The sequence below is a fragment of the Aeromonas sp. Y289-2 genome, assembly GCF_027705925.1.
GTDB lineage: Bacteria > Pseudomonadota > Gammaproteobacteria > Enterobacterales > Aeromonadaceae > Aeromonas > Aeromonas veronii.
The window spans coordinates 375,232-389,192 of record NZ_JAPDCH010000001.1 but is presented as its reverse complement, the minus strand read 5'-3'; the positions used below and the strand labels follow the sequence as shown (position 1 = coordinate 389,192).

Below are 13,961 nucleotides of genomic sequence, written 5' to 3'. Positions count from 1 at the left end.
CTTGATCGCACCTTCTCCCGCAATAGCAGTGACGAAGGGATGCAGTTGAAGCACTGCGGCTGAATGCTGCGGTTAGGAACAAGGGGAGAGGGATGCGCTTGCTGTTGGCAGAAGATAATCACGAACTGGCTCATTGGCTGTCGCGGGCACTCACCAGCGCCGGTTTCGCGGTGGATTGGGTGGCTGACGGAGCTCAGGCTGACCACCTGCTGCGCCACGAACAGTACGCGCTGGCGGTGCTCGATATCGAGATGCCCAAGCTCGACGGGCTGGCGGTACTCGGCCGGTTGCGAAGTCGGGGGCAGGGGGTGCCGGTGCTGCTGCTCACCGCCCGCGGCGCGGTGGAGGAGCGGATCTGCGGCCTCAATGCCGGAGCCGATGACTATCTGGCCAAGCCGTTCGATCTGGGGGAGCTGGATGCCCGGTTGCGAGCCCTGCTGCGGCGCAGCGAAAGCGGTGGTGCCGAGCTGCGGCTGGGGCGCCTGACCCTGCACCCCGACGGCTATTTTCTGCTGGCCGATGCCCGCCTTGCCCTGACTCCGCGCGAACTGGCGCTGCTGACAGCGCTGATGTATCGCCATGGGCGGCCGGTCGCCAAGGGGCAGCTGTTCGAGCAGGTGTTCAACCTCGATGACGAGGTGGGGCTCGACAGTATCGATCTCTATATCCACCGGCTGCGCAAAAAGCTGGTGGGCAGCGGGGTGGTGATCACCACTTTGCGCGGGCTGGGCTATCTGCTGGAAGCGGCGCCGGAGGCTTCCCATTAGTCGCTCCCTGCTCCATCAACTGCTGCTGTTTCTGGGGGGCCCCTTGCTGATCCTCTGGGCTGCCTCGGCCTGGTACAGCTACTACGGCGCGTTGGCGGCGGCCACCTCGGCCTATGATCGCACCCTGCTCGCCTCGGCCCGCACCGTTGCCGAGCGGCTGACGGCAGCCGAAGGCAGCCTCAGGGTGGATGTGCCCTATGTGGTGCTCGACAGCTTCGAGCGCAACATGCGCGATCGCCTCTTCTATCAGGTGCGCGGCATCGACGATAGGGTCATCTCCGGCTTTGACGACTTGCCCCCCATGCCGGACGGTACGCCCCTGACCGACCGCTATCCGGCGCTTGCCTACTTCTATGACGGGCTTTATCAGGAGGCGCCGATCCGCGCCGTGATGCTGCTGCAACCGGTAGGTGAGGGGGGCGTCAACGGCATGGCCCGCATCACGGTGGCGGAAACCCTGCTCGGCCGCCAGCAACTGGCGGAGCAACTGCTCTGGTCGGCCCTGCTGACCCAGGGGGCGCTGGTGGTGCTCACCTTGCTGCTCGCTTATCTGTTGCTCAAGCGGCTGCTCACCCCGATGCGCCGCCTGTCGCGGGAGATCCTGCGCCGCGATGCCGCCACGCTCGCTCCCTTGCCGGATCTGCTCCCCTGGCAGGAGACCCGGCCGCTGGTGCAGGCGTTCAACCGCCAGCTGACCCGATTGCGCCAGCTAGTGGCCCGGCAGGAGCGCTTTAGCGCCGATGCCGCCCATCAGCTGCGCACCCCGCTCACCATTTTGAAAACCCAAGTTGAGGTGGCGCGCGGCAGTGGCGATCCGGCCCTGATGAGCGAAAGCCTCGATGCCATGGCCGTGCGGCTCGATCACACCATCGCCCTGACCGAACGGCTCCTGCTGCTGGCGCGACTCAAATCGGACGAGTGCTCCGGGCTGCGTCAGCGTGAGTCCATCGAGTTGACGGCGCTGGTGCAGCAGGCCTGTCTGTCACGGTTGGCGCAGGCCCGCAGCAAGGGGATCGATCTCGGTTACGAGGGGGAGGAGTCCGCCATCATGGTGGCGGGGGAGCCGCTGCTGCTCGGGGAGTTGTGCGCCAACCTGCTAGACAACGCCATCAAATACACCCCGCCCCACGGTACTGTGACGGCGCGGGTGGTGCGCAGCAACGGGCAGATCTGGCTGGAGGTGGAGGATAGTGGTCCCGGCATCGCCCCCGAGCTGGCGGAGCGAGTCTGGCAGCCGTTCCAGCGCCTCGAGCAGGGGAGTGAACAGCCGGGAGCGGGGCTGGGTCTGGCGCTGGTGCGCGATATCGCCCACTACCACCACGGCGAAGTGGTGTTGCTGCCGGCAACCCAGCTGGGGGGCTTGTTGGTGAGGTTGATCTTGCCGCTGGCAACATCGTGAGGGCGATAAAAAAGAGAGGGCACCTCGCGGTGCCCTGTTTATCTACACATAGATGGCGTTGGGGGTCAGCTGCGGATCTTGTTGAAGACAAACAGGACGATAAGGGCACCCACGGTCGCCAGCGCGATGCTCGGGATATTGAAACCGGTCACCGAGCCCAGCCCCAGCAGGGTACCCACATAGCCGCCAACCATGGCGCCGACAATCCCCAGCAGGGCAGTCATAAAGAAACCACCACCGTCGCGACCCGGCATGATCCACTTCGCCAGAATACCCACCAACAGTCCCAATACGATCCAGGTGATAAAGCCCATGGATTAATCCTCTCTGTGTGTTTGAGCCCGCATTATAGGCAGGGTTGCCGGGATGCGAAGGGCCGGACGGCGCTGGCTGGTCACAAGCTGTCGGACGGCGGCCGGCGCTGGTCGGGCTGCACAGTCCGGTTATGAGCGGTTGAATGGCGTTATGTGCGCCGCCAAACAGGCGGGGGATGGCCCACGTAAAGGCCAAAATGAGAAAAGCCCCGCAAGCGGGGCCGGGTTTGTGACGGGGTTGTGCCCTCACTTCTTGAGGTGTTTTCTGATCGCCTTGCCTGAGGTGCCGACTGCCTTGACCGCCCGTTTCAGCTGGACTTCGGTGCACTCAAACATTTTGATCCACTGCTTCATCTCATAGGGATCGTTGACATTGATCTTCTTGGCATCTAACGGGTGAGCGACCGCATTGCTGTCAGGCATACAAACCTCAACTTGTTGAAATAGCTGGCGAGAAAGATGTTTCTGCCTGAGCGCCATCATCCTCTCAATTGGCAAGGGGCAAGGTGACGGAGTTCACACAACCCGGGGACTGAAGGAGGAGTGCAGGTTTGCTTTGCTGATCTGTGAGCAATCGCCACTTATCCCACCCTCTTTACATCATCAACAACGGGGCCAGAGGCCGGATAAACAACAAGCGCCCAGCCGGGCGCTTGTTGTGGTTATCGCGATGACCCTATTCAGGGTGTTGGGCAGGCGCTTGGCGAGCCGCTGTTGCGGGGCCAGAGGGTGGATCCGTCGCTTTCAGAGAGCGGCAGGAATGTGACGCCTTCGCTCATGTTGGCAGGGGGCAGGTCATCCTCCAGCACATACATCCCCATCGGCAGGCTGCCATAACGCTGGTTGGCCTGCACCTGAGCGACCGCGAGGCTGGAGTAACGCAGGCCAAGCAGATCGAAGTGATTGCGCCAGTCCCAACCGGTGAGCCGACTGAGTGCAACCAGCATAAAGTCATTGCCCGGTATGTCGCGCACCCGTTTGCCGCCATAGACCGCATGCCCCGAGTAGGGGAACAGGCTAAAGCCGAGCGTATCCTTGTTGGCATTCCACTGCGCTTCACTGTCGGCTGCCGCGCCGAAGATCCGTGAATGCTGATAGAGCAGGGTGAAGATAGTGAAGCCATCGTTCAGACGGGTGCCATCAGTCAGGATCATACCGTGAGCGCGTAATGCCATCTGGATATAAAACGCCATGCGATAGCCGTTGTGGACGGCGTAGGCATTGCTCTTCCAGGGGGCTTCGTAGCGACTCTCGCCGGTATCGAGCACCTGGCAGTTGGCCCCGAGCACGACGCGGTTGCCACTCCTGTCCCGTACCTGCGCCGCATCAGACATGAACACATAGAAGAGATCCTTGTGATTCATGTGCCCATCCTTGATGGGCGCCGTGTTGCCATCTCTCAGATAATGGGCGCGCCACTTCACCACATAAGGGAAGATGTTGTTGGAGTTTTCCCCCGCCCGGCTGCCGTAGCCACTCCAGTTGTCGGCATCGTCTGCCGCTGCGTACTGCACGTTCAACCGGTTGGTCTGCAGGTTGTGGCCCAGCTCGTGATTGTCGAGCCAGCCGGTCGGGCTGATGCTGCCGGAAGAGTCCCACGGGTTGCCACTGCAACCGCTGCCGCAATGGGCATTCTGGTCATAGTTGGCATGCTGGATGATGGTGCGGGTATGAATCGACTCATCGAGACAACCCTCCCCCAGCAGTGCCACGCAGGCGTTTTTAACATCCGCAGGCAGCGACTCATCGAGCCCCTTGCCCTGAATTTTCAGGCCTGCCAGGGTGTAGACGCCATTGATGTGATCCCGGGCGATGCTGTCGAGCAGGGCATTGGTGTCGGGGATGACGCCACCCACCGCCTTGGTGAAGCGATCCCGGCGCAGATGCTGTTCGGCGCCATCGGCCCGCAGATCGATATGGGGCAGCTCGGTTTGTTCCAGCCGCTCGTTGAACTCGCGTATCTGCTGCTCATCACTGAAATCCATGATGGCCGGATGACGGGTGACGCCCGTGGCGCTTACCTGGACGGCCAGCGATGCTGCCCCCCCTTCCAGATAGAGATAGATAGGGCCGCCATAAGGAGAGGTGAAGGTGACGCTGCCCCCCTTGGCCAAGAGCAGTCGTCCGGTGGTCAGCTCCAGCGGTGCTCGATAGATCTTCTGCTCATAGGCTCGATTGGTGTTGGGCCTGTGGTAGTTGAGTCGGACGGTAGCGGACACATCGGCGTTATCGGTGCGTCTCAGGGTGATGGTTTGTCCCGGCAGGGCATACCAGCCGGTGGTGGTCCACTGCCCGCTGTAGGGAACCGCAATGCGCCGACTGTCGGTGAGCGTCGCGGGATAGGCGTAGTGAGCTGCTTGTCCCTTCACCACCTTGTTGCGATCGGTGACGTACTCCCCCAGATCGGGCTGGGCCGGGGTACGGGTGCGGGCATAGCTCACCAGCCAGTCGGCAAACATCGCCTGCTGCCAGGATTGATGTTCATCCCAGGCAATCGGGTAGTCGATGGCGGCACGGTATTTGTCGGCCAGCAGCAGGGTGGCGGGCAACAGTGTCACGCCGTCACGGGCAAAGGGACTGATCCCTGCCTTGTCGAGGGTGATGGCCGCATTTCTCAGCCAGTCGGCCCCCAGCTTGAACTGCTGGTTGAAGCTCTCCGAGCCACCGCAATTGATAAAGTTGCCGCCGCAGCTATCGAGCCACTGGGTAGTGAAGTTGCGATCCTGAAGGTTGCCAAGCAGGGTATCGAGCGCCATCAGCTGGGTGTCGGGTGTCATGATGGTGTTCACTGCCAGATCGCTGGCTCTGAGTTTTGACCAGTAGTTGCCCCAGGTGACCAGCCCCATATTGAGATAGAGGGGGCTTAGCAGCGGGCTGGCATCGCGCCGATAGTTGGAGAGCAGCAGCGGGATCCCGGCCGCTTTGGCCTTGGCGATCCCCTGTGCGATCCCCTGATACCCCAGCCCCTGGCGGTCGATATCACTGATCACGATAAGCTCCGGCGCCATGGTGTCGATACAGTCGCTCAGCGCCTGATAATCGCAGGTATTGGCCGGGTTGATGTTGTGCTTGTCGGGATAGATCGCCTTGAGCCAGTCACGCACGCCTTCGTTATGGGGAAAATAGACGCTATCGGCGCGGCTTGGCATCTGGGTGGTAATGATGCGCAGGCCATCGCTATCCTTGCCCCGGGTCAGCCAGCCAATTAGGCCCTTGAGCAGCGCCTCGCTCTGCGCTGTGCGGTCAACGGAAAACAGGTTCGCCCCCATGGCGGCCTGACGGTAATCGGCTTGCTCTGAGACCATCACCAGCCCCCGGATCTCGCTCTCCCCCTTGCCATTGATGTTGGAGGGGAGCAGGGTCACCGTGCTCTCCGGTTGGAAGCTGGAAAAGGTGATGGAGTCGTGGCTCGGGTTCCAGCTGATCTGTGCCATTCCGTGATAGAGGCTGCGAACCAGCTCAGTGCGGTGCGTCTCACTGTCGGCAATCGCCGCACGGGCATGGGCGATCAGGGATTGCTCGCTGGCAAGGGTATGATCTTCCCGGGCAATCGCATTGGCGGCATCGCTGATAAAGCGGGCCGAGATCTGACAATCGGCGCGCATGGGTGCTGTGGTGTAGGTATTACCCGTCAGGGTGCCCTCACACCCAGCGATCTGCGCCAGCACGAAGCCACTCTCGGGCTGCACGGTGAAACGGCCCTGTTCACCGGCGTTCAGACGCAGGGCGTCGGGGCTGAGTGCGCCCCCCTGAGAAGCTTGGGTGGTGGCGTTGAAATAGACGGCGGCACTCTCCTGAGTGAAGCTGGCCGAGATTTGGCAATCGCTGCTCATGGGGCCAGTGGTATAGGTGAGGCCGTCCAGGGTGCCATCACATCCGCTTATCTCGGTCAGGAGGTAACCGCTGTCAGCCTGTACCGAGAAGCGCCCATGTTCACCCGCCGCCAACCGCAGGCTGGTGGGGTTCAACTGTCCGCCCGCGCTGCTCTGGCTGGATGCCTCGAAATAGTTGGGGGTGACAGGGGGACGGATAGGGGTCTCTTCCTGTTCGCCATCACCGCCGCCACAGCCTGTGATCAACAGCGCCAGTAAGGGGGTGAGAACCGTCTTTTTCATTGTTTGATACGTTCCTTGTGTTACGACGGGTAGGGGAGTCGGTAGTCTAATGAGCTGCCTTGCTTATTTCAACGCTGATTGAATGGTCATTTTGCTTTATTTTCAGCATCTTGGATGTTTTTTGGGCCGGCTCTTGCCGTATTTGGTGTTGCTGGCGCAGCAGAACCGATAGGGATGGGGCGAGCACCCCATCGGCACAGGCTATACCAGCCTGAGCTCATCGTGATACGTCGGTTCACCGGGTTTACAGGGGGGCGCCGGGCCGCAGGTTTTACCTGCAACCCGCACAGGGGGGATGTCAGACGGATGGCTGAGCGGCGGGGTCGATCGTTGCCAGCGCCCGCATTTCCAGCCGCTGCTCGCCGGGGCGGCAGATCAGCACCGAGCCTTGCTCGAACCAGTCTCCCAGCACGATGCGGCGGGCGGGCTGGCCATCAAGGGTGAAGTCGTGGATGGCGGGTCTGTGGGTGTGGCCGTGGATCATCATCTGGCAGTCGTGGGCGCGCAGGGTGTCGTCCACCGCCGCGGGCGTCACATCCATGATGATCTGGCTCTTGTGGGCATTTTCCATCTGACTTTGGCCGCGCATCTTGCAAGCGATGGCCTGACGGCGGGCGAGCGGCAGTCGCAAAAAGAGCCAGCGCAGCCACTTGAGCTGGGTGATGCGGCGAAACTTCTGATACCCCTCATCCAGGGTGCAGAGCAGATCGCCGTGGCTCAGCACTACCCGCTCCCCATAGAGGTCGATGACGCAAGGATCTCCCAGCAATGTCATCCCCGCGCGCTTGGCGAACTGCTGCCCCAGCAGAAAGTCACGGTTGCCGTGGATAAAGTAGATGGGCACGTTCTGCTGGCTCAGGGCCAAGAAGGCATCGGCCATCTGTTGATGGAGCGGATTGGGGTCATCGTCGCCAATCCAGAATTCGAAGAGATCCCCCAGCACATAGAGGGCATCGGCGCCGGGGGCGTCGTGCTCGAGAAAGCGCACCAGTGCCGCGGTCATATCGGGCCGCTGGGCAGAGAGGTGAATGTCACTAATAAAGAGGGTGCTCATGATGTGGGGGTCGGGCTCTCGGTCGAAACAGGGCAAACGGGGGGGGGCAGAGATAGTAGAAACAACTGGGGACGAATCGTGCGCTGCGGGCGCCATCGCGCCAGTTGAGGTATGGATATCGTCACGGGATGGCGGCTGCCATGACAGCTCGGCCAGATTGCGTCCCTCCAGCGTCAGCAGCGCTTCATAAGGATCGCCAGCCAACCCCAGCAACCGGCACATGGCCGCTTCCCCTTTTAGTCCCTCTTCAAGGCGCAGGCGCAGCACTTCGCGGTAGAAGGCATCACCAAACCGCTCGAGCAACGCGGCCATCAGGGTGAGGTGGCGCCAGCCGTTCAGCGTCTCGATGGGGGCGGGGGTGACATAGAGTTCCAGCGGCCAGCGGGAATCGCTCTCAACGCAACCGCTAACAGCACAGTGCTGGTCGAGGCAGGAAAAGGTGCGCTCCAGCAGCCAGACATTGTCGCCCTTGGGGCTCGCCTGCCAGCCTTGAGCTGCAAAAGTAGCGGCAAATGCCGCCGGATTAGCATGCTGGCAGAGGATATCGAGATCGCTGCCCGGCCGATCCAGCCCGATGGCCAGCGTGCTCACCAGCGCCATATCGGCGCACTGCGCGGCCAGATCATCCCACACACCGGCGGTGAGCAGGGCATGGGCCGAGCGCTGGCGCGGGTTACCGTGGGCCAGATAGTCGAGGCGGCGCCAGTTCGGACTGGCTGTGGGGGAGGCAGATGGAAAAACTGCGGCCGGGGCCGCAGTTTTGTCAGTGCCGAGTCGGCAGAGATCAGTCAGCAAGGGTCACCTTGGTGATCACCACGTCTTCTACCGGCACGTCCTGGTGGATGCGGCCGTAGTTACCGGTCTTGACGCCCTTGATCTTGTTGACCACGTCCATACCGGCGGTCACTTCACCGAATACGCAGTAGCCGAAGCCCTGAGTGGTGGCGGATTTGAAGTCGAGGAAGTCGTTGTTGTTCACGTTGATGAAGAACTGGGCGCTGGCAGAGTGCGGCTCCATGGTGCGGGCCATGGCGATGGTGCCGATCTTGTTGGACAGGCCGTTGGCCGCTTCGTTCTTGATGGGAGCGCGGGTGTCTTTCTCTTCAAAGCCCGGGGCATAGCCGCCGCCCTGGATCATGAAGCCGTCGATAACGCGGTGGAAAATGGTGTTGTCGTAGTGACCGTCACGGCAGTATTGCAGGAAGTTGGCCACGGTTTCCGGGGCTTTTTCAGCGTTCAGGGTGAGGGTGATGTCGCCGTGATTGGTGTGCAGAGTGACCATGATATGTCCTTTCATTTGATGCGGACGACGAAGTGCCCGCAGGTGTATGGCATAAAGTGGTGGCAATTCTAGCCCATCAGGGGCTGGCGGCATAGTCTCTCAGGCGCCGTAACCGTGCTGGCAGGCGGGATTGGCCACGTTTTCTGCCTCGTTTTCTGCCCCTGAACGGGGTATTATGACCAACCATTTTACTCACAGGCAGTGGTTAGAAGATGCTGAAGATATACAACACACTCACTCGTCAAAAAGAAGAATTCAAACCTATCCACCCGGGCAAGGTGGGCATGTATGTGTGTGGTGTCACCATCTACGATCACTGTCATATCGGCCACGGCCGCACCTTCGTCGCCTTTGATGTGGTGGCTCGCTACCTGCGTTACGCCGGTTATGACCTCACCTACGTGCGCAACATCACCGACGTGGATGACAAGATCATCAAGCGCGCCGCCGAGACCCAAGTGACCTGCGACGAGCTGACCGAGCGTCTGATTGGCGACATGCACGCCGACTTCGACGCCCTCGGCATGGTGCGCCCTGATATCGAACCGCGCGCCACCCAGCACATCGAAGAGATCATCGAGCTGGTGCAATCCCTGCTGGAAAAAGAGCACGCCTACGTGGCGGATAACGGTGACGTGATGTTTATCGTCGAATCCTACGCCGACTACGGCAAACTCTCCGGCCAGGATCTGGAACAGCTGCAAGCCGGTGCCCGCGTTGACGTGGTCGATGCCAAGCGCAACCCGCTCGACTTCGTGCTGTGGAAGATGTCGAAGCCCGGCGAACCGACCTGGGAAAGCCCCTGGGGCCCGGGCCGTCCTGGCTGGCATATCGAGTGCTCCGCCATGAACTCCAAGCACCTTGGCAACCACTTCGACATCCACGGCGGCGGCTCCGATCTGCAGTTCCCGCACCACGAGAACGAGATCGCCCAGTCCTGCTGCGCCCACGGTGGCGACTACGTCAACACCTGGATGCACAGCGGCATGGTGATGGTGGATAAAGAGAAGATGTCCAAATCCCTTGGCAACTTCTTCACCATCCGTGACGTGCTGGCCCACTACGACGCCGAAACCGTCCGTTACTTCCTGATGTCTGGCCACTACCGCAGCCAGCTCAACTACTCGGAAGATAACCTCAAGCAAGCCCGCGCCGCGCTGGAGCGCATGTACACCGCCCTGCGCGATCTGCCGGTCGCCGCTGCTGCCGGTGGTGACGAGCAGGTGGCGCGCTTCAAGGAAGCGATGGACGACGACTTCAACACCCCGGAAGCCTACTCCGCCCTGTTCGATCTGGTGCGCGAGATCAACCGTCAGAAGGGCGAAGACATGGCCGTTGCCGCCGCGCTGGGCGCCCGTCTGCGCGAGCTGGGCGCCGTGCTCGGCATCCTGCAGCAAGACCCCGAGGCTTTCCTCAAGGGTGACGAAGCGGATGAAGAGGTTGCCGAGATCGAGCGCCTGATCGCCGAGCGCAATCAGGCCCGTGCCGACAAGAACTGGGCTGCTGCCGATGCCGCCCGCAACCGTCTCACCGAGATGGGTATCGTGCTGGAAGACAGCGCCGGCAAGACCAGCTGGCGCCGTGCCTAAGGTCGGTGGGCCTTGTTGGCGTCTGGTGCCAACAGGTTGAGCCAATAAAAAACCGCAGCCCTTGGGCTGCGGTTTTTGTTTGGGCATTTTCCCTCGCCACCGCTCAAGCCTCGGCGGCCTGAGTCCTGATCCCCTCTCCCCTTGTGGGAGAGGGCTAGGGTGAGGGGGGGCTAACGTCATTCCTCAGCTGAATGCCCTCCAACGCCTTAATGGCATGGCTTCGCCATGCAGGACGCGAGGGCGCTGCCCTCGAAGAGGTTTCGCAGCCGCTACGCGGCTTGGCGAGTGACTTTTGAAAGACCAAAAGTCACCAAAGGTCTTCTCCCAACTAGTTGAATGGTGTACTGCACTGGGCATATTTCTGTACCGGTGCTTAATTTTTCACAGACCTGTTGAACTCGAGCAGCCGATTTGCTGAGGGAGACACTAACACCTTAGTGAGTTATTGAAGTCGTTAACACGGTTTAAGCCCTCTACGGGTTTTTAGCAAATGAACATCCTTTTTATTAGTCTTGTGATTTAGTCTACTTAGTATTTTTTGCTGTGTTTCTGGTGTCCAGAAAATTTTAAGTTTTTCTCTAGCTCTCGTAATTGCCGTATAAAAAATACTATGACTTATATCATCTTCATTAGCGTCAGTTATTACTATTTTCACCGAGTTATACTCAAGGCCTTGCGCCTTATGAATTGAGCTAGCGTAGGCTACCTGAAATGGAATAACAGTATTTAATGAGTCATCATCATCATCACTAACATTAGGGAAATCATAAACTGTGAATTGAATGGTTGACTCTCTAATCCATGTTAATCCATCAATGTCAACATCAAACTCACTTAGTGGGCGGTCAAGTTTTACATCAAATCTAATCCAGCCAGGTTGCTGAACGATATCTACAATCCAACCTTTTAGATTATTATAAATGACGGGGCGAAAAAGTTCGGCATTTGAAAATAAAACAGGATCTCCGACTTTATAAGTTAACTCTCGCCAAGAAAAGCTTTCATTATTGTTCCTGCTTTGTAGGAAACGATTAATGTTATTGATTCCATACAGACCGTCATAATTCAAACACAATATGATTTCATCATCAGAGTGACTATCAAAAAGTGAATTATTTAACAGGGTTGAATATCCATTCTTAGCAATGATCTCTGCAATATCATCTTCATTTTGTCTTACTTTTGTCCAAAATGCTAATAGCTCTTTGTTGTTAGTTCTGTAAGGAGTGGTTAATTCAAATACAGAGTTTTTATTTATGAAATGCCGTATTAGTTCAAACCAATTGCCAAACTGGATAGATTCAATTTGGTAAATATCTCCTACCAATACTAGTAATTTAAATGAGGTTTTATCAAGAACAGTTAAAAGATCAGTGTTGCTAACAGTACTACATTCATCAATTATCAGTAAGTCATAACTTTTATTAATTTGGCTCTTAGATGCATGACTTCGAATTGTCCGAAACTCTGAATTTCTGGCTGCTATCTTCCTTTGAAGGTTGTCTATTGCTGGATTGGTATGTGCTAAGAATAATTTTTCTTTGTCGTTAAAATAACGAGCTATATGATCTAGCATCGTTGATTTTCCAGTACCAGCTGCACCATAAATGAGAGCGATACGAGACTTTTCAAAGAGTCTTTGAAGAGCTTCTGATTTTATATGGTCATCTATTCTATATTGACTTTCGCTTAGCCACTGCTCTACAGACGCTGCATACCCTGAAATACCAGATGATGCTTTGCTTTGAAGCATCTCAATAATGGAAACAATCTCATTTTCATATTCACTTATGGATATATGCCCCCTGTCAATGAAAATCTTACGGCCTTGATGCTTATAGTAGAGCTTAGAGTTATATTGATTAATTAAATGTTGTACGTTACCAAATCCAGCTAGTTCACTTTCAGGTGTATATAATATTCCATTGACTTCGATATTATTTTTTACTTTTCTAGCTAATAGTTCATTTTGTCTACTCTCTGACTCAATACAGTTGAGAAGATCCCAATACCGTGGATTGTGTCCAGGTAAAGAAGTACAAAATGGCATGCTGTCAAAAGGAATGCATCCAAACTTTATTTTTAGGCCTGATAATAAACTGCATGTATCTCGTTGATATTGAGATTTTATAATCTGATTGTTCATATGGAGCATGAGGTAGCGGATTACATTATGTCCAGAATAGGAGTTTTTTATTATGGCTCGAGCTTTATCCAAAACATCAAAAATTTGTGTGTTAGAGCCACTTTGCGTAGATAATGCTCTAAATGTAATATATTTGTCATCGTTAAGGGTTACAACATCCAACAAACTTTCTGATCGTTCCGTTAAATACTGCATTAAAAATTTATATTCATCAGAACTTGTTCTAGCCTTTAATTTTACACTAAAAAGCTTGGCGAAATTATCAAGCTCACAAGGCCTAATAGATACTTCCCAGCTTCTTATAACTGTTATTGGCATATTATATCCAATAACCTCTATAGAGTCGTGTTGTAACTTGAGCATGGCCGCATGATCATTCGATATATCAATGTCGGTAAATGCAATAACTCTATCAAATTTGTTTGCTAGATTTGTTGCACGGAAAAATGTAACTTCATAAAAAACCCTACCATTACAGAAGAAAGGACACACTTTATGAATATAGTATCTTTCTGAATGAGCGTTGTTGTCTTTTCTTGATTTCCATTTATCTATCACTTCTACAATTTTTTGATGATATTCAAATAGTGCAGGATCAATATCTATAGGGAATTTTTCTAAATTGCTTAATATTTTTAAATCAGTTTCTTTCTCAACCAAACTTCTTATTCTATGAAGATACTCATAGTACTTTAGCATTAACCTCTCTGAGTTATCGCCATCTAATGTATAGTGAGAAGCACTCTTCTGGATCAGTTTGTGAAACTTCCCTATAAAATTTAATTTCCCGCTTGACTTTACATACTCAATGGATGGTCCGACACAGTCGTAGTTGAAAGTACTTTCTGATGAACCACTCTGTAATCTTACTGCAACACCTTCAACTAAATTACGCAGTTGAGAAAGAATATTTTGAGATAGAAGCCCTCTCTGCTTTGATAGTAAGTCAATATTGTTGCATATAACATTGTCAGCACTGGTTATTTGATTTCGGACCGTCGTCATAATATTCCCCAAAGTGTGTACTGTTATTCATTGCTTTAGCTCACAAGTGCGATTAACAAAGCGCAATATGGCGTTATAGAAAAAGGTTTTATTGCGGTGAAATAGGCACTTTTGGGTATCCAAGATAAAGCTATTTTCCTATAGGGATATGTGCCGTTTGCCGTTGTAATCACCATGATTTTTCCACCTATGCAACCATGTCGATGACACCTGTTGTATCGGAGCGACAATCTGAGCTCGCCACGGGGTGGGCGAGGGGTTGGTTCTGAGATAAGGGTTCCCCAATTGTT

At 55.7% G+C, this 13,961-nt stretch carries 9 protein-coding genes and 1 pseudogene; 3 read left to right on the top strand and 7 right to left on the bottom strand.

Annotation, left to right across the window (positions count from 1 at the left end):
- Window positions 1-92 precede the first annotated feature (92 nt).
- Together tctD and OKC43_RS01740 are read left to right on the top strand one after the other, a co-directional pair.
- Entirely contained in the window at window positions 93-767 is a 675-nt protein-coding gene (gene tctD / locus OKC43_RS01745) for a transcriptional regulator TctD (protein WP_005350926.1), read from the top strand.
- A 43-nt stretch (window positions 768-810) separates the two neighbouring features.
- On the top strand, window positions 811-2,166 hold the full coding sequence (locus OKC43_RS01740) for a sensor histidine kinase (RefSeq protein ID WP_270803759.1): 1,356 nt from the start codon (window positions 811-813) through the stop codon (window positions 2,164-2,166).
- A gap of 65 nt (window positions 2,167-2,231) precedes the next feature.
- Here the strand turns inward: OKC43_RS01740 and OKC43_RS01735 are convergent, their stop codons facing one another.
- The 6 genes and pseudogenes from OKC43_RS01735 to OKC43_RS01710 form a co-directional block, all read right to left on the bottom strand.
- Complete coding sequence (locus OKC43_RS01735; protein ID WP_005359720.1) at window positions 2,232-2,480, bottom strand: GlsB/YeaQ/YmgE family stress response membrane protein; 249 nt, start codon at window positions 2,478-2,480, stop codon at window positions 2,232-2,234.
- A 246-nt stretch (window positions 2,481-2,726) separates the two neighbouring features.
- Window positions 2,727-2,903 carry a DUF3606 domain-containing protein gene (locus OKC43_RS01730; RefSeq protein ID WP_270808796.1) on the bottom strand — a complete coding sequence of 59 codons (177 nt, stop codon included), beginning with the start codon at window positions 2,901-2,903 and terminating at the stop codon, window positions 2,727-2,729.
- Window positions 2,904-3,160: 257 nt separating this feature from the next.
- Window positions 3,161-6,595 carry an ImpA family metalloprotease gene (locus OKC43_RS01725; RefSeq protein WP_270803757.1) on the bottom strand — a complete coding sequence of 1,145 codons (3,435 nt, stop codon included), beginning with the start codon at window positions 6,593-6,595 and terminating at the stop codon, window positions 3,161-3,163.
- Window positions 6,596-6,893: 298 nt separating this feature from the next.
- Window positions 6,894-7,649 (bottom strand): UDP-2,3-diacylglucosamine diphosphatase, encoded by a 756-nt coding sequence (gene lpxH / locus OKC43_RS01720; RefSeq protein ID WP_270803983.1) that lies wholly within the window; start codon window positions 7,647-7,649, stop codon window positions 6,894-6,896.
- A pseudogene (locus tag OKC43_RS01715) lies at window positions 7,646-8,444 on the bottom strand (DUF4269 domain-containing protein). The gene lpxH and the pseudogene OKC43_RS01715 overlap by 4 nt, the downstream one beginning before the upstream one ends.
- Entirely contained in the window at window positions 8,434-8,931 is a 498-nt protein-coding gene (locus tag OKC43_RS01710; RefSeq protein ID WP_005337417.1) for a peptidylprolyl isomerase, read from the bottom strand. The pseudogene OKC43_RS01715 and the gene OKC43_RS01710 overlap by 11 nt, the downstream one beginning before the upstream one ends.
- Before the next feature lie 212 nt (window positions 8,932-9,143).
- Here OKC43_RS01710 and cysS point away from each other — a divergent pair, with 212 nt between their 5' ends.
- Window positions 9,144-10,520: a cysteine--tRNA ligase gene (cysS, locus tag OKC43_RS01705; RefSeq protein ID WP_041208491.1), complete on the top strand. Its 1,377-nt coding sequence runs from the start codon at window positions 9,144-9,146 to the stop codon at window positions 10,518-10,520.
- Window positions 10,521-10,974: 454 nt separating this feature from the next.
- On the opposite strand, the gene OKC43_RS01700 is transcribed toward cysS, so the two are convergent.
- Complete coding sequence (locus tag OKC43_RS01700) at window positions 10,975-13,671, bottom strand: ATP-dependent DNA helicase (RefSeq protein WP_270803756.1); 2,697 nt, start codon at window positions 13,669-13,671, stop codon at window positions 10,975-10,977.
- Window positions 13,672-13,961: the final 290 nt, after the last annotated feature.